Source organism: Dolichospermum sp. UHCC 0406, from assembly GCF_009712025.1.
In the GTDB taxonomy this organism is placed as follows: Bacteria; Cyanobacteriota; Cyanobacteriia; order Cyanobacteriales; family Nostocaceae; genus Dolichospermum; species Dolichospermum lemmermannii.
Map to the genome: position 1 here is coordinate 196,362 of NZ_VILA01000010.1, position 17,030 is coordinate 213,391.

Here is a 17,030-nt window from a genome sequence, read left to right on the forward strand (position 1 = left end):
TAGGAATAGGATTAAACCAAGCAAAAATTAATTTGGAGTTGGAGTTGGAGTTGGAGTTGGTGTTGGAGTTGGAGTTGGTGTTGGTGTTGGGTCTGTTGGAGTTGGTGTTGGTGTTGGGCCTCCACCTGATGCTGCCATTACTAGTTTTGGAGCAATTACCGACTGAATCATCGGAAACAAAACCCCAATTGCTGCTGCTCCTGCCAACTTGGTAGTTTTTCCTAATACCTTGCGTCGAGACATTTTCAGTACATTAGGAAGCGGTTCTCTGAGATATTCTTTAATTAGATCACATTTTTCTAACTCTTCTAACGCTAACCAGACCAACCCGCGAATATCTAAATCCTCAGATAATTCCAGTTCTTGTTCTAAAAAAGTAGCAATATCATCGACTGTATTCCGACCATCAGCATAATAATAGACCTTCGTTGCGATGGGATTGAGACAATGACAGGCATCCCTTTCACGGTCATAAATCATCACTTCATTATCTACTTCGGTAATCAGGATGTTGGCAGTTCTAGCTACTGGTATCATGGTGATTGTCCTCACTATTAAAATTCATTAAATTGTCGAAATCTTGTAATAATGCTTTTGCAGTTTCCTCTGCTTCTCCTCGTTGACTTTTGAGGATAACAGCACCCGAAACCGCCTTTCCTAAAATAGGTAAAGCAAATTCAGGACGGAGACGAGCAACTAAGGTATTATCTAAAAGTGTTAACACTGCTACTGACCCCTCTCCAAACCTCTCCCCTGCAAGGGGAGAGGCTTTAAAACCCCCATTCCCTTGCAGGGAAGGGGGGGTAGGGGGGTTAGGTTTTTGGAGATTACTGGTTTGATATAATACTTTTCAAACAACCTCTTAAACAGAAGCACGCGATCGCTCCTATTCAGACTGAAAAATTTACGGAACTTTTTCATTAATTTGTAAATTGGCCAATAAATTCCATCCCTAGGCAACCCGATAGAAGAAATTTGCAGTTAACCCCCTTAATTCTTGGTATTTATTAAATGAATGCCTTCGTAGAAGTAAATACTTGAATTGAGTAACAGTTAAATTGTATAATTAAGTATGGTACGGACTATGTTCATAAATGTTGATTGCGTAACAAAACGTTACAAACCTGATTTTGGAATTCAAAATATAGTACAAAATAACTATTTTCTAGCCATTACCTCTGGCTAAAAAACAGCCGGTTGGGAAAATAAGTATAAATACTCAATAAAATAGAGGATTCCCTGACAAAGAAGGGGGGAAATCCAGTTCATCGTTCAGGTTTTAGAATATCTGTTTTTTCGGCATTGGTGAATGAAAGTATGAATTTGCCTCACACAAAGGCGCAAAGGCGCAAAGTTTAAGAGTTTCAGACATGGAATTTTTGCTTTTCATCCCTCAATTCAGCAACGCCGTTTTTTCTAGACAATACATTTGTCTGATATTTTCTGGTAATTTATCCAAATCATAATATTGTAAATAACCGATTTCTCGATTTTGATAAGAGAAAATACAGTAAATTAGAGATTCTTCTCCTTTGATTCTAGGTTGATAAGTTTCTATTACTTTTTCTAAATCATAAGGATTATCTGTACCACCATAAAATTGTAATACTTTTTCATCACTACGCCATTTTTCTATTAATTGATAATCATGGATATCATCTTTCATAGGACGAATGGTAATTTCATTTTTAAGAATCAACATTTGAACGCAGATAAACGCAAATAAACGCAGATGAATTAATAGATTTAATAATTCTGTGTTAAATGTTTTCCATGACAAACTACATGGTCGCTAATACAAATTCTCCCTCGTTAACAGAGTTATTTATTGATATATCATAAACCAAGCCTGTTTTCTCAGCATAAACATGAATAGTTGTGGGTAATTCACCGATTTTATTGAATGTCAGAACTTGATATAGCAAATCTCCCTGATTTACTGAAGTACCTAATGCAGCTTTAGATAAAATCATTCCTCCTACGGGACTCCAATATTTTTTTAGTTGACTAAGTGAACGAAAATTTGTTTGATGATATATAGTTTTTGATTGGGTTAAATCCTGTATTTCTAAAATACTTTTTTGAGTTAAATAATTTTTAATTCCGCTCACTCCTTTAGTTACTGAATCTGCATTCATTTGCATTCCCGTTCCTAATTCTAATGTCCATGCTTCTTTATCAAATCTCATTTTTTGTCCGGTTAATTTTAACAAAGCATTCTCTAAAGCTAACCAGGGTTTGATAAATGATTCATCAAAAGCATCACCATCATATTCATCGAATAAAATGCTATAATCTAGAAGAAATAAATTAGCACTATCTTCTCGATTTCGGAAATAATAAAGGTATTCTATTCCTTCTCCAGTGTGACTATGTAAATCAATTACGTAGTCTGCATCTAAATACAGAGATTGCAGCTTATAACGATATTTATCAGTTAATTGGACACTGCTAGGGGCATTTATTTTATCTAAAAGACTATTGAAACTAGTTTGAATTTTTTGGGAAAAGTTATATTTAATTGTATCTATATCTAAACCAATTTGAGAACGAGCAAATTCTTCTATATCATCATGTTTTTTTTCATAATCCCAAAAAATTCTATTCCAATTTTGACTATCGTAAACATTGAATCTACCTGTTGAAAAATTATGAGTTCGTTGGTTAACAGCTAAGGGATTACAAACAGGTACAAGCCAAATTTCTCCTATTATCTGAGTATTATTTAATGTCGTTAAGAAATCAATAATTTGGTAAATGACAGCATTACCAACAATTTCCGCACCGTGTAAGTTAGATTGGATATATACTTTTTTACCAGATTTAGCACCAACAAATTTATATACTTGAAGAGAAAGAAACTCACCAGAAGCAAGTTGAAAAAGGGGAATAGTGGAAATAGTAGGAATCATCAATCAAATCCCTAGTCAAACTAATAAACAGTTTACTACAAAATCCTAATTATTGAATTATTTTTGTATCACTATCTTGAGAATAAATGTCTAATTTATTTCAGATAAAGTTTTAAATTGTTCCTCACTAATACGTCCTGCTGCATATAAAGTTTCTGTAATTTCAGAAATTGTTAAAACTGCGTGTGCTTGATAACCATTTTCTCGCAATCTGTCTTTTACACCTTGTTCATGGTCCATAAATACTACAATATCATTGACATTTAATCCTGCATATTTTAACTTTTCTGCTCCTTCCATTACGCTTTTACCACTGATCAAAATATCATCAACAATGACAACAACTTCTCCAGGATTAAAATTACCTTCTATTACCTTGCGGGTTCCGTGTGCTTTTACTTCTTTGCGGGGAAAAATCATCGGGGAATTTAGATGTAATGATAATCCAGTAGCAGTAGGTAAAGAACCATAAGGAATACCGGCTATTCTATCATAAGTTAGGTCTTTAAGAATCCCTGCATAAGCAATTACTATCTGATGAAATATTTGGGGATTGGAAATGATTTTGCGGAGGTCTATATAATAGGGAAAGGTAGCACCAGAAGCTTGGACAAATTCACCAAACATGATACAACCAATGTCATAAAGTTGTAAAATTAAATCTAAAAGCGGGTGTTTATTTAACAAACAAACATCGGAAAACCAGACGGAACAAGTGGAGTTTTCTTGGGAAATTTCAGTTCTGAGATGATTAATTTCCGCCCTTAAAGATTGCAGTTGTGTACATAGATTTTCACTCCCTAACATATCTTGAGAAACGGGAAGAAGTAACCCATCACCATTATAATTTAATCCCGCTGATAGCAAATTTTTAAGATTACCACCTTCAGACCAAATACTGCGGGCTAAAATTACTCTTTCTGGTGCTTCTTTGCGAATTTTTGCTAAAATATCTGGCTGAATAGTTCCTACTTCTAAACCCAGTTGTTCAGGTGTTCCCCAATTTTTTGCTTCTTTGACTACTTGTAAATAAAAAGGGGATTCCGCTGTAGGATATTGCTGTAAAATTGCCGCACCTGGATTAGAAGTTGTACACAAAATAAAAACGGCTTTATCGGGATAAACTAAAAAGGGTGCTACGTGATCTTGTCCTGCATAAGGACTCAGTGTAATCGCATCAATTTGCCATTCTTCAAAAACAGTTTTAGCGAAAATTGTACTAGTATTAAGATCGCTATGTTTGGCATCTAATATAATCGGAATGTGGGCAGGAATAGCTTTTAAAGTTTTTTCTAATAATTCCCATCCCGGAATACCTAAAGCTGCGTAAAATCCCAGAGTTGGTTTATAGGCACATACTAAATCACTGGTTTGGGAAATAGTAAATTCTAACCAATCCCACAGACTATCAATCATACTTTTGGGATCTGATTTCTGGGAATATCGTTCAGGGAGCATTTCTGGATTAGGATCTAGTCCTACAAATAGTAAACTCTGATTTTGAGCGATCGCCCCATTCAATTTATCGTAAAATTTCATAAGTTCTCCTAGCAATATTTTAACTTTAAGGCATTTACTAAAATACTAACCCGTTTTCTCTACCATCATATCATTAATGGTAACACAATTATCCGTATATGCGTTAATCTGAGGTTAATATTATCATTCCCTCCCATTTTGCTAAAATCTTATCACTAATTCCTGGTACTTTATCAACATCTTGTAAAGAAGTAAATTTTTGCTGTTGACGCGCTATAATTATCCTTTGGGCTAACTTCTTACCCACACCAGGCAGAGTTTCTAGTTCTGCTTGACTTGCTGTATTGAGATTAATTTTAGTGTTAATCGAATTTACGAAAGATGATGGTTGTTTAATTTGGGGACATTTTTTAACTTCCGTATCAATTTTAGATTTAATATTTGCTGGTAAACCGGGTTTTATTTTACCATAAAGGCGGTCAAATTCTCTTTGAAAATGATTCGCAACTGTAGGATTTTCAATCACTATTAATGTTTCATCATTGCTATTATTTGCTGCTTCTGACCAATTATGTGAACCTGTAATAACAGTTTTGTTATCAATAACTGCAAATTTATCATGTAATAAATCTCCTTTAGGTAAAATTGGCACTCCCACAGTAGAAATGGGATTTTTCCAAGGACGGTTATCAACTTCATATTTACAGTTATCACTTAAAGCAAATCCCATCATATCTAACGCTTCACTGTAGGGACGATAGGCAAATTGTGGTGCAATTAAAGCCCGAATTTGCACATTTTGATGATGACGTTCTTCAAGAATATTGGCAAGTTGTTGATCTGAAAATACAAATAATGCTAAATCAACAGTTTTTGTACTTTTAGATAAAGTTTTAGCAATTAATCCATTACTGCTAATACTCCCAGGTTGAGTGGGAGAAGTTGGAGAAAAATGAACTGTGATTTTGCTTTTACCTAATATGATTGTTTGTGGGTTACGAACAGGTTTCTTAACACCAAATTTACTATCTAGTTTTCCTCCTATTCCGTCACCCCACATAATATTAAATTCTTCCGTGAGTAAACTTGCTAATTCAGAACTATCAATTTTTAGTAAATTATTGGCATTTCCTAAACTACTAGAATTACTAAAATCTCCAGACGTATCACTCAAAGTAAAATTGGCAGAAGTAATAATCACAAACCGATGATCAACAATGACAAACTTATGGTGCATTAAACTGCTACCCTTTGAACCATCAGCAGTATCATCAATCCAAGGAATATTGGCATTTTGAACAATAGCTAAACCATCCCGTTGACTAATTTCCTCCGGTGTGATTTGATGATCTTGATTAATATCCACAAATTTCCGAAATTCTTGATATCGTTCCTGTTCTTTTTTTCCTAACCTAGTTATTTCCGCAGCAGTAAAACTACTCCAAGTCCGAGAATAATTACTTTCTAAAATCAACCTTATTTTTACGCCATCCTTTTGTTTTTGTGCTAATATTTGAGCAACTTTTGGTAAACGTAACTCTTGGACAGCTATATCCACAGTAGATTTAGCTTGGGAAATAGTGTCAACAATCTGCTTTTCTAAATCATCCCCCAAGCGGGTTTGCTGACGATAAGTCTCTTGATATTCCGAAGATTGGGAATTATTGAAGTAAACTTGAATTAAAGAATCTTGAGGTAAAGGTGCTAAACGCTGATTTGATGATTGCACTTGTTGACAACCACCTAAAGTGAATAGCAATAAAAAGATATAAGAAAAATAGCGGATTTGTGGGAAAATAAACACAGTAATCTGATCAAAGTAAATTACAGCGATTTTAATGTATTTATATCACACCCTGCATTAACTTCTTTCTTCCTTTGCGTCTTTGCCCCTTTGCGTCTCTGCGCGAAACTCTTATTTATTAATTTTTATGCAAATATATCTAGATTACAGTGCAACTACCCCAACTCGTCCAGAAGCGATCGCAATTATCCAAAAAATCTTAACACAACAGTGGGGTAATCCTTCCAGTTTACATGAATGGGGCAACCGTGCCGCCTTGGTTGTGGAAACAGCCAGAATCCAAGTTGCAGGATTAATTAACGCAGTTCCCGAATCTATTATTTTCACGTCTGGGGGAACAGAAGCGGATAATTTAGCGATTATGGGAGTGGCACGATGTTACACTACTCCCCAACATATGATCATTTCCAGTGTAGAACATTCCGCCATTTCAGAACCGGCGAAAATGTTAGAAAATTGGGGTTGGGAAATTACCCGTTTAGGTGTAAATCATCAAGGAAGAGTCAACCCCGAAGACTTAAAAGCAGCTTTACGAGATAACACCGTGTTGGTATCTGTGATTTATGGACAAAGTGAAATAGGAACAGTTCAACCAATTGCTGAATTGGGGAAAATCACAAAAACACACGGCGCTTTATTTCACACAGATGCAGTGCAAGTTGCTGGACGTTTATCGCTAGATGTGCAGACTTTACCCGTAGATTTATTGAGTCTATCCAGTCATAAAATCTATGGCGGTTTGGGTGCAGGGGCGTTATATGTGCGGACTGGAGTGGAATTAATGCCGCTACTGGGTGGGGGTGGACAGGAGAACGGACTGCGTTCAGGGACGCAAGCAACGCCCGCTATTGCTGGATTTGGAGTAGCTGCGGAGTTAGCAGCCCAGGAATTGGAGACGGAAACAGGGAGATTAATCCTATTGCGCGATCGCCTCTTTGCCATTCTAGCAGATGTTCCCGGTTTAATGCCCACAGGTGACAAAATTCATCGTTTACCCCATCATCTCAGTTTTTATTTAAAACCAGCAGACGGGGAAAAAATTAGCGGCAAAACTTTGGTAAGACAGTTAAATTTAGCCGGAATTGGTATTAGTGCAGGTGCGGCTTGCAATAGTGGAAAATTAAGCCCTAGTCCCATTTTATTAGCAATGGGATATTCTCAAACAGCGGCTTTATGTGGAATTAGATTAACTTTAGGGAAACAGACAACGGCAGCCGATATTGATTGGACTGGGATAGTTTTGAAACAGATTTTGCAGAGATTAATCCCAGATTGATTTTTGGGATTCGTATTGATAATATAACGAATAGGTGATAGTAAGCAATTACCAATTACCAATTACCAATCACCAATCACCAATTACCAATCACCAATTACCAATTACCAATTAAACACCTAATAATTTGTAGATAATGTTATTGACAAGAGTAAGCGCAAAAGCACCTAAAATTGCGCTCCAAATGCCATAACGTAACCGGAAACCATCTACTAACCAAGCAGCAGTACTAAAACAAGCAACAGCAATCATGAAAGTGAAGATACCAGATAATAAGTCAAAGGTGGCTAAATTTGGTATCACAAACAAAACTTTGAGAACTGGCTTAACTAGTGCTGTAATAATACCTAAAACTGCGGCGGAAAAAATTGCCTTTTCTGGAGTATCAATTTCCACTCCTAAAGGTAATTTACTAATAATCTACAAGCTAACAGCCGTGACTAACCAAACAATTAACAGCGTCGTAATATCCATTACCAGAACCCCACAAAACGTGAATGTTGATATGACGATAAATTACCTGGTTGACTTGGTTTCTTGATCTAAAAATCTTTGTAGCTTAACCAATTATTTATAAATTAGCAGCATTTTTGATGAGAACTTAAATTTATTCTAGATATCTTTAGGTTTACTATAAACCACCAGATCCCCGACTTCTTAGAGAAGTCGGGGATCTGACTTTTGCACGGAATTCTTTGTCTTTTATTTACCACCGTAGAAAAAAGCAATTTCCTTTTCTTTTAAAGGTGCAAAACCAGCAGCAACTAGCTTTTGATCAAGTTCAGTTTGGGGAATATGTTTAGCACCAATCCGAACAATGCGAGAACGCATGGTATTGGATACACCGCTGCGTTGTCTGCTTGATTCTAAACCCATAACTTGTTCATATAGGTCTAATTTAACTATGGGAATAGGAGAACCATCAAAATCAATTCCCCTTGATATCGCTCTATCAATAGCATCAGCACCTGTGGTATTTTCAGTAGTCATGGTAACGTATTTTCAAAGATGTTGAAATATTTTACCAGGGAATAGGGAACAGGGACGGTTCAGCTAGAATAAATTTTTCCGCTAGTTCTGATATATAATTAACTTATCGCTTGATTAATTTACATTAATTTGCTATGGATTCTTTAAACCTACGCACAAAAGTTATTACAGAATTGACACTCCCCGGTCTAAAGACACGGGGATTCTACATTCATCGTCAGAATTTGCTCTAGCAGGTTTTCACCCTTACGGGTTCCTCAGTCGCTCATGGGGGAAACCCCCAAGACCGCGCTGAGTCACCAACTAGAGTAGAGATTCCAACTCCTGTAGCGTTAATTTGGGGATGCCCTCCCCTATTTTTTGCCAGATTAAGAATGTTAATTGCAGCATTTGTATCTCTGTGCAATTCGCAGCCACAAACACAATTATGGGTACGAGTTGATAGAGATTTTTTGACAATTACGCCACAGCTAGAACACTTTTGAGAAGTATAATGTGGTGCTACAGCTATAGTAATTTTGTCAAATTTAACCGCAAAATATTCAATCCATTGTCGGAACAAATACCAACTAGCATCACTAATTGATTTTGCTAAACAATGATTTTTTACCATGTTTGAAACACGTAAATCTTCATAGGCCACTAAGTCGTTAGACTTGCATACGTTACGCGCTATTTTCTTAGCGTGTTCAATCCGTTGCCGTACGGGCGAAGCATTCGCGCTGTTGAGTTGTCGGTTGGTCGCATAATTTTTATAAGCGAATGCTTCGCCCCTACCTTTTAAGTGTTTTTTAGCGTAAAGTTTTCTAGCTTTTTTTCTACCACTAGAACCTTTCCGCTTTTTGTAAATCCGTCTTTGAGAATGTTTGATTGATTTTTCAGCCTTTCTCAAAAACTGAGGGTTAGGTTCATGATGTCCGTTAGAGTCAGTGTAAAACGACTCAATACCAACATCCAACCCGATTTCATTACCTGTTTTTGGTTGAATATCTACAACATCAATGCTCACACAAAACTGTGCATAATATCCATCAGCACGACGGATTAAACGCACTCGTTTAATATCTTTAAGTTCGTAGGATTGAATATCCCATTTACCTAATAATTTGAGTTCACCAATCCCTTTTTTATCAGTAAAAGTAATCCGTCGCTTAGTTTTGTGTAATTTCCATCCTGATGTTTTATATTCAACAGAACGGCAATTTTTTTGAAAACGAGGAAACCCCTTCTTGCCAGATTTATTAGATTGACAATTGTTGTAAAACCTTGATATAGCAGACCATCCACGTTCTGCGGCTGATTGTACTGCCATTGAATTTAATTCAGCAGCAAAGCTAAATTCTTGGCGTAGTTCTGTTGAATACTTGTTAAGAGAAAACTTATCAATTTTGAGTTCCCGCGGGGCATCCATCCAATATCTAATCACTTTATTGCGAATGAATTGGGTGGTACGAATTGCATCGTCTATGGCGTTGTATTGATCTTGTTTACCTTTAACTTTGTATTCTAGAACTAGCATTGATTTAACCTTGAACAATCAACTTGATTTGGTTTCGACCTGCGTTTATTATACAATATATACAAAATGTCAGTGCAGGATAGATCCTGCAACTAGCCTTCATCCCGCAGCTGTTGCACAGGTGTGTCCTCCTGAGTCGGACACGCCTTCAAGGGTTTTCGGCATTCTCCTTATAAATTATAATGATGATATCTGTTACAAGGCTTGCTATAAATGGGCGGAGAATCATAGCTATAAAAATTGATCCTCAACATAGACTTTTTAAAAGACAATATGGCGGAAAACCCTACAGCCTAACTGCCAACAACGACTTTCATAGATTTGTTAGACTGAACACACCAGGATTTTTTTTCAGTCACATCTGTAGATAACGCCAGCAGACGAGGCACTTCATGCTTACAAACACCCTACTTCTCTCAAATCAACTTCCCAGTTTACAATATTCATCCACCACAGAACGCTTCGATGACACTTGGGAAGCCCCCCTGGCAACCCTTTTGGGACTAGGACGCGCTGCCGGTGCTGATTTTGTGGAATACTTCTTAGAACGTCGCAACTACATCAGTTGTTTAGCCGAAGAAGATACCATTACCAGCATTTCCCCCAATTTAGCTACCGGTGCAGGAGTGCGAGTATTTCGTGGCAAAGCTGACTGCTACGTTAGCACCAATAACCTCACATTTGCCGGTTTAAAAGCTGCTTTAGAAAAAGCTCTTTCCATCTTAGGCTTACAACTACCCGGACCGAGTGCCTTCATTCCCGAAATCAACCTAGAACTACTCAGAGACTACGCCAGCAAACGCGGTAAAGACGGTTGGCTACCCTTGTGTAGTTCTATCAGCGAAATGGGAGAAGTCCTCCTTGATGGTACAGCCCAACTTAATAAAAAAGCTACCCACGTCCAATCCCGCCGCGCTTCCTACTTCCGCGACTGGCAAGAAGTATTAGTTGCTGCCAGTGACGGCACATTTGCCCGTGATATCCGCCTCACCCAGTCCGTTGGTTTTAATCTCCTTTGTGCTGACGGTGCTAACCGTTCCTCTATTGCTGACAGGGCTGGTAACACCAGTGACGCTAACTTCCTGAGAACCTGGGATTATCAACAAGCCTCCGAACAAATCGCCGAATCTGCTGGTAAAATGCTTTACGCAGATTACGTAGAATCAGGAACTTACCCGATTATCATGGCCAATCACTTTGGCGGTGTAATTTTCCACGAAGCTTGCGGACACCTTTTAGAAACCACCCAAATTGAACGCAAAACCACACCATTTGCCGACAAAAAAGGTGAAAAAATTGCCCACGAAAGCTTAACAGCTTGGGACGAAGGCCGCGCCGATAATGCCTTCGGGACAATTGATATGGACGACGAAGGAATGCCCGCCCAAAGAACATTATTAATTGAAAAAGGCATCCTCAAAAACTTCCTCGCTGATAGAACCGGTTCAGTGCGGACTGGACACCCCAGAACAGGCAGTGGCCGCCGGCAAAATTACACTTTTGCTGCCGCTAGTCGGATGCGAAATACCTATATTGATTGTGGAGAACACACAACAGAAGACCTATTTGCCTCCGTTGATAAAGGTATTTACTGTAAGAAAATGGGTGGCGGAAGTGTGGGCGCAACAGGTCAATTTAACTTTAGCGTTGATGAAGCTTACTTAATAGAAAATGGCAAAATTACCAAACCATTAAAAGGTGCTACCCTCATCGGAGAAGCCAAGGAAATCATGAATAAAATTTCCCTATGTTCCCAAGATTTAGAACTAGCTCCCGGCTTCTGTGGTTCAGTCAGCGGCAGTATTTACACCACCGTTGGACAACCCCATATTAAGGTTGATTCTATTACTGTTGGTGGCAGATAAAAATCATCAGATGAAAAACAGATAAACCATACATATTATCTGTTCTCATCATTAATTCTTTTCTTCCTTTGCGCCTTTGCTCCTTTGTACCTTTGCGCGAAACTTTCATCTTAAAATGTAATCATGTCTAACATTCAAGAAATCGCAACCTACGCTCAAGAAAATGCTGCCAAACTTGGCATTAAAAAGTTTGATATTTACGGTTCAACTGTAGATGATACTAGCGTTCAAGTTGACCAAGGTGAACCCAAACAAGTCAAAGCTTCCAATCGTTCTGGGGTAACAGTTCGGGTTTGGAATGAAGAAAATACAATGGGTGTTACCAGCACCACAGATGTAGATGCTCAAGGATTAGAATTAGCTTTAAAAACTGCTTACGAAGCGAGTTTTTTTGGTGTGAAAGAAAATGTTCCTGATTTTAGTCCAGAAGCAACTATTCCTATTCCTAATACACATCAGAAAAAAGCCCTGCAAGCACCTGTTTCTGAACTAATAGAAAAACTATTAGTAGCAGAAAAAGAATTAATGGCAAAACATCCTGCGATTACAAGTGTGCCTTATAATGGTTTAGCACAAAGAGATATTGACAGATTTTATCTCAATAGTGATGGTGCTGTGAGAACTGAATCTCATTCTTTAGCTTCTATTTATTTGTACAGCAAAACTGAAGAGGAAAATAAAAAACCTCGCAGTGCTGGTGCTTATCGAGTCAAGGAAAGTGTAGCCGATTTAGATATTGCAGGTTGTATTCAAGAAACTGCTGATAAAACCATCAGTCATTTGCATTATGAAAAAATCAAAACTGGTAAATATCAAGTAGTTTTCTCTGCTGAAGCTTTTTTAAGTTTGTTGGGGGCTTTTTCCAATTTATTTAACGCCCAAAGTATTCTGGATAATCAAAGTTTATCGAAAACTGATGATATCGGTAAAGAACTGGCTTCACCTTTACTTTCAGTTTATGATGATGCTTTACACCCCGCTAATATTGGGGCTGAAAGTTTTGATGGTGAAGGGACTCCCACCCGGCAAATTAAGTTAATAGAAAAGGGCATTTTAACCAGCTTTTTGCATAGTGCGGGAACTGCAAAACGGTTAAATGCTCAACCTACAGGTAATGCTAGTATTGGCGCAAAAGTGAGTGTCAGTCCCAATTTTTATCACGTTTTTGCAGCAGGAACTCCAGAGAAAGAATTGAGTTTGGAAACTGCGGAAAATGTGATTTTAATTGATGATTTACAAGCTCTTCATGCGGGTGTTAAGGCTTTACAAGGTTCTTTTTCTTTACCTTTTGATGGTTGGTTAATTAATAAGGGTGAAAAAACCAGTATTGAGTCGGCAACTGTAGCTGGTGATTTCTTAGAACTTTTGAAATCAATTGTTTATGTAGAAAAAGAAGTTGAGTTAACACCAGGAGGAGTTGCACCGAGAGTCTGGGTGAGTGAACTTTCTATTACTGGAGATTAATATCTTTTTTTACTCTGTGCGTCTGCATGAATCTGTTGAAAACATGAAAATTTCTCCCAAACTTTGACATCATGGCCTCAAATTAATCAATTTGAGGCTTTTCATTGACATCAAACTTAGAGGATGTTTGAAAAGTTTTTAATGTATCAATAAACCCCTCTCCAAACCTCTCCCCGACGCGGGGAGAGGCTTTGAAACCCCCATTCCCTTGTAGGGAAGGGGGGAAGGGGGGTTAGGTTTCGGAGATTGTTGGTTTCATCTAATACTTTTCAAACAACCTCTTAGTCCAGGTTCTATCAATTTGCAGGTCTTGTTCTAGTTGCAATGCTTCATTTAATACTGCATTGGTGAAGTTTATACTTTTCAAGTAAGTTTGGCAAGCTGCTACTGGTATTGTCAATACATCACTCCAGGCTTGTTCTGCTTTGTGAAAATCTTGAATCTTTAAGCTATTTGCAAAAGATAAGCTACTATTTATTAAACCTAATTCCTGGATTTCTGATATTACTGATGGTTCTTTACCTAACCCATAATGATAGTCTCTAACGGTCAGAAGACAGTCATAAATTTGGCGCGATAGTCTGTTACCAACTGGCTGTAGCAAGTTACAAGCTAACGCTGGGATAATGTGCCATGTTTCAGCTAATAAATCTTTTTCTAGTCCAGATATTTTCGCAGGAATTAGCAAATCTACATCACTGAGAAAATCTGTTTCTCCTGATAGCAACATGACAGAAAAAATTAGCCACTCCTCATTTGTATCTAGAATTGCTTCAGGTTCTTTGACAATCATTACATAGCGCGGTGGTGAGTTGCCTGCCAAAAAACTTTGTGCTGAGGAAGAGTAAAAAGTTTCTTGTTCTTGAGAGAATTTCAAAGGACTTCTTATTAAGCGACTCACTTCCCAAATTTCTCCAGGTTGTGGGATTGGCATATTAGACGCTTGCCTGTTTAAAAATGTGGATTTACTCAAGTTTACACGCATATATTTAGTTTCCCGACAAAAATTAACAATGAGCCGGGATTCTGGGTGTAGTCGCATCCAATCCCATATATTATGTAACGTTCGGACGCTTCTAAATATCAGGATTTAAGTAGGTGAACGGAAAAAAACCGTAGACGCGAAGCGGCTTCTCGAAGAGTAATATGTAACGAAAAGTAAAATCGCCCAAACCCTCTTGCCTCTTGCCTCTTGCCTCTTGCCTAGTGCCATAACGACGATTTTCAATGCTAACCTACTTACTCTCATTTCAATCAATTTGAGTATTTTATTCACTTACCACTGCTTTGTTGACCGATTGTATTCTCTCTTTTGCTGGCGATTTTCTTGCAGTTTGCCCTTGAAATCTTCAACTTTAAGTAGTCCTAAAGAATCAGCAATCCGTCCTAAAAGTTCCTGCCATCGTTTGGATATTTCACTCTGACTAACTCTCAATTCTCCAGCTAGTTGAGTTTGTGTTTTTCCATCAATTTTACCTTGCCATAATTTCAGATAGTTTTGGCGTGGATATTGTTGATCTAGTTGATAAATTTTCTCTATCGCTTTAAGAATTAAATCTGCCCTTTCTGTTGCTTCCAAAATATTAAATTCATCAGTAATTGTATCTAACAGGGCTATATCTGTTCCAGGGATATTGCAATCTAAACTTTGGCATTTTCGCAGATTTTCTTGACGGACAAAATCAATAATCGCACAGCGGGCTACTGTAGCAGCCCAGCGATAAAATTCTTCTAATCCTCCTTCTCTGAACTTGCCAGATTGCAGACCCTGAAATATTTTTAAATGGGCATTTTGAACCGCATCTTCCCAAGATATGCCTGTACCCCTAGTGTATTTGTTAGCAATTTTTTTTAATCTCTGGCGATAGTTTGAGTCAAGCCAAGTCTCTGAAGAATAAGACCATGATTCCTGCGCTGATAACATACAATATGTCCTTGATAAATAGGCTATTAACTAGGAAATAAATAATCTTTCCAATTCGCAAATTGCTGAATAACAGGATTATTTTTGTGAAAATTAGAGCGTAAATTCAACTTGATTGAATAACGCCTTCACCAACAAATATATAAATTCAGCATTTATACTTTTTTCTCACATAAGGAAATGTAGAGAATGTTGATTAATACCATATAAATTTATGGTTTTGAAACCAAATCTTTTTTCTCTATATTTTCTTACTTACATTCCATGTCTCACACTAACTGCATAGACGGTTCACAGCTTGGTCATCATAAAATATTCGATGATTGCAATTACCCGGATTTGATATCACCGCATATTTTTATTTCGATTCTTCCTATTTAAGTCTCAATGCCAATCTATTCAACATCGTCTAAACAGTAGAGATAGAATTTAGCTTTTTTTATTACTCTAGATAGAGGAAAAATATAAAATTTATAATTATGCAACAGAAAAAAATATAGCAGTTCTTGATTGATAAAAACCTAAATACCATTAGTTGCGCTTGCTCAATACCTATTCAGCAAGGCTTCCAAATTTTCTTGCCAACTTCGGAATATTTTGTTTTGGGTGTTCGTTATAGAAAGTAAGGACAGTTCACCATCAAGTTCACAAAGAGGCAAGGAAGTTTGAGCATTAGTGAATATTTTACTTTGGCTCTAAACTACACCTGCTAGTGAAGCTATCCTCCGGGAATTTGTTTCCTAGTTCTCAAATTTTTGAGTGCTTTTTTAATTGTGGAATTTAATCTTTTTCGTGAACTGTGCGAGCAATGTGTGTACCTTTCTGCTTGAGAAAAGTGCCACTTCATTCTTTATCTTCATTCTGTTAATTAAGGAAAAAACATCATGCAAGTTATCGAAAATAATGAATTGTTTAGCGAACTTTCCAATGAAGAATCTGCTAACGTTAGTGGTGGCACTGCTGTTGGTGGGGCGCAGGCACTTGCGGGATTTCTGGCAGCCCGTCCATTAGCCGCATTAAGGAATGAGGATGCAGTTGCATCAATAGTGACAACATTAGCTCCGTAGTATCTTTGTAGCTTTCCGTGAGTTTGTTCCATCAAATGAGGTCAAGAATGCGCCCCAGATTCCCAGAAATTCAAGCAGATACTCTCTACTTTAAATTGAGATGGGCGCATTTCTTAGACTTAGTAAAACCATAGACAATTTCCTCCTTAACTGTTCACTTCCCTACCCTTCAATTAATTTTTTCATAAGTTTTTCGGAAACTTTTCAGAGAGTAGGGGAGTGAATAATTACTTGGTTTTCTGATTAGATGTGCCTAATTAAGAAGAACACAATTATGTCAAAAATTAATAATCTCGAACATAAGGAACTGTTTACTGAACTCTCTTTGGAAGAATCCGCTACTGTTAGTGGTGGTGATGCTGCTGCTGCTGCTACCGCCCTCGCTGGATTCTTAGCTGCCAACGGTTCAGCACGTCTAACTCCTGCTCAAGCAGTGATGGTTATAGCAACAGCATTAGTATAATTTCTCTCTATTTAGGAATATTTAACTCTTGCAAAATAGCTATTTTGACTCACTTAAATATAAAGCCTCACTTACTAGAAACTTCTCTGGCTGAACAAATTTTGCTTTGCTTATTTGTTTGTCAGGGAACTTTTATATCAAGCCTGATATCTTCACTCATTCCCTCATTGCCTTTCTAATTGTCCTTCTAGTATTTGCCCGATTTTATTTCACCAAAATTATAACATCAAATCTCGGTGACTCCTAAATGAGCATAGATATAAAATT

Annotated in this window: 16 protein-coding genes; 5 read left to right on the forward strand and 11 right to left on the reverse strand. The window is 37.4% G+C overall.

Annotated features, from left to right (window positions below):
• Positions 1–27: 27 nt before the first annotated feature.
• The 6 genes from FJR09_RS09660 to FJR09_RS09685 form a co-directional block, all read right to left on the reverse strand.
• Complete coding sequence (locus tag FJR09_RS09660; protein WP_168650383.1) at positions 28–537, reverse strand: hypothetical protein; 510 nt, start codon at positions 535–537, stop codon at positions 28–30.
• On the reverse strand, positions 521–724 hold the full coding sequence (locus FJR09_RS09665; protein WP_168650391.1) for a hypothetical protein: 204 nt from the start codon (positions 722–724) through the stop codon (positions 521–523). Before FJR09_RS09665 ends, FJR09_RS09660 begins: the two co-directional genes overlap by 17 nt.
• Positions 725–1,393: 669 nt before the next feature.
• Positions 1,394–1,780 carry a hypothetical protein gene (locus FJR09_RS09670; RefSeq protein WP_015079308.1) on the reverse strand — a complete coding sequence of 129 codons (387 nt, stop codon included), beginning with the start codon at positions 1,778–1,780 and terminating at the stop codon, positions 1,394–1,396.
• Position 1,781: 1 nt separating this feature from the next.
• Positions 1,782–2,912 carry a succinylglutamate desuccinylase/aspartoacylase family protein gene (locus tag FJR09_RS09675; protein WP_015079309.1) on the reverse strand — a complete coding sequence of 377 codons (1,131 nt, stop codon included), beginning with the start codon at positions 2,910–2,912 and terminating at the stop codon, positions 1,782–1,784.
• A gap of 90 nt (positions 2,913–3,002) precedes the next feature.
• Complete coding sequence (locus tag FJR09_RS09680) at positions 3,003–4,451, reverse strand: bifunctional orotidine-5'-phosphate decarboxylase/orotate phosphoribosyltransferase (RefSeq protein ID WP_168650389.1); 1,449 nt, start codon at positions 4,449–4,451, stop codon at positions 3,003–3,005.
• Positions 4,452–4,554: 103 nt separating this feature from the next.
• Entirely contained in the window at positions 4,555–6,195 is a 1,641-nt protein-coding gene (locus tag FJR09_RS09685; RefSeq protein ID WP_168650387.1) for a DUF655 domain-containing protein, read from the reverse strand.
• Positions 6,196–6,322: 127 nt separating this feature from the next.
• On the opposite strand from FJR09_RS09685, the gene FJR09_RS09690 reads away from it, so the two are divergent.
• A complete protein-coding gene (locus FJR09_RS09690) occupies positions 6,323–7,471 on the forward strand; it encodes a cysteine desulfurase family protein (RefSeq protein ID WP_015079312.1) in 1,149 nt (382 codons plus the stop codon).
• 111 nt (positions 7,472–7,582) lie between these two features.
• Here the strand turns inward: FJR09_RS09690 and FJR09_RS09695 are convergent, their stop codons facing one another.
• From FJR09_RS09695 to FJR09_RS09705, 3 genes are all read right to left on the reverse strand, one after another.
• Positions 7,583–7,891 carry a phage holin family protein gene (locus FJR09_RS09695; RefSeq protein WP_371416366.1) on the reverse strand — a complete coding sequence of 103 codons (309 nt, stop codon included), beginning with the start codon at positions 7,889–7,891 and terminating at the stop codon, positions 7,583–7,585.
• Positions 7,892–8,173: 282 nt separating this feature from the next.
• On the reverse strand, positions 8,174–8,461 hold the full coding sequence (locus FJR09_RS09700; RefSeq protein ID WP_015079314.1) for a DUF4090 family protein: 288 nt from the start codon (positions 8,459–8,461) through the stop codon (positions 8,174–8,176).
• Between the two features lie 265 nt (positions 8,462–8,726).
• The gene (locus tag FJR09_RS09705; RefSeq protein ID WP_168654069.1) at positions 8,727–9,980 is read right to left on the reverse strand and encodes an RNA-guided endonuclease TnpB family protein; all 1,254 of its coding nucleotides are present in this window, start codon (positions 9,978–9,980) and stop codon (positions 8,727–8,729) included.
• 392 nt (positions 9,981–10,372) lie between these two features.
• Between FJR09_RS09705 and FJR09_RS09710 the strand changes: the two genes are divergently transcribed.
• A complete protein-coding gene (locus FJR09_RS09710; RefSeq protein ID WP_168651056.1) occupies positions 10,373–11,845 on the forward strand; it encodes a TldD/PmbA family protein in 1,473 nt (490 codons plus the stop codon).
• A gap of 123 nt (positions 11,846–11,968) precedes the next feature.
• Positions 11,969–13,309 (forward strand): TldD/PmbA family protein, encoded by a 1,341-nt coding sequence (locus FJR09_RS09715; protein ID WP_015079316.1) that lies wholly within the window; start codon positions 11,969–11,971, stop codon positions 13,307–13,309.
• Positions 13,310–13,568: 259 nt separating this feature from the next.
• Here the strand turns inward: FJR09_RS09715 and FJR09_RS09720 are convergent, their stop codons facing one another.
• Positions 13,569–14,243 (reverse strand): hypothetical protein, encoded by a 675-nt coding sequence (locus FJR09_RS09720; protein ID WP_254433073.1) that lies wholly within the window; start codon positions 14,241–14,243, stop codon positions 13,569–13,571.
• Positions 14,244–14,585: 342 nt separating this feature from the next.
• A complete protein-coding gene (locus tag FJR09_RS09725) occupies positions 14,586–15,233 on the reverse strand; it encodes a sigma-70 family RNA polymerase sigma factor (RefSeq protein ID WP_015079318.1) in 648 nt (215 codons plus the stop codon).
• A gap of 884 nt (positions 15,234–16,117) precedes the next feature.
• Here FJR09_RS09725 and FJR09_RS09730 point away from each other — a divergent pair.
• On the forward strand, positions 16,118–16,300 hold the full coding sequence (locus FJR09_RS09730) for a hypothetical protein (protein WP_015079319.1): 183 nt from the start codon (positions 16,118–16,120) through the stop codon (positions 16,298–16,300).
• Positions 16,301–16,574: 274 nt separating this feature from the next.
• Complete coding sequence (locus FJR09_RS09735; RefSeq protein ID WP_039201479.1) at positions 16,575–16,763, forward strand: hypothetical protein; 189 nt, start codon at positions 16,575–16,577, stop codon at positions 16,761–16,763.
• Positions 16,764–17,030 lie beyond the last annotated feature (267 nt).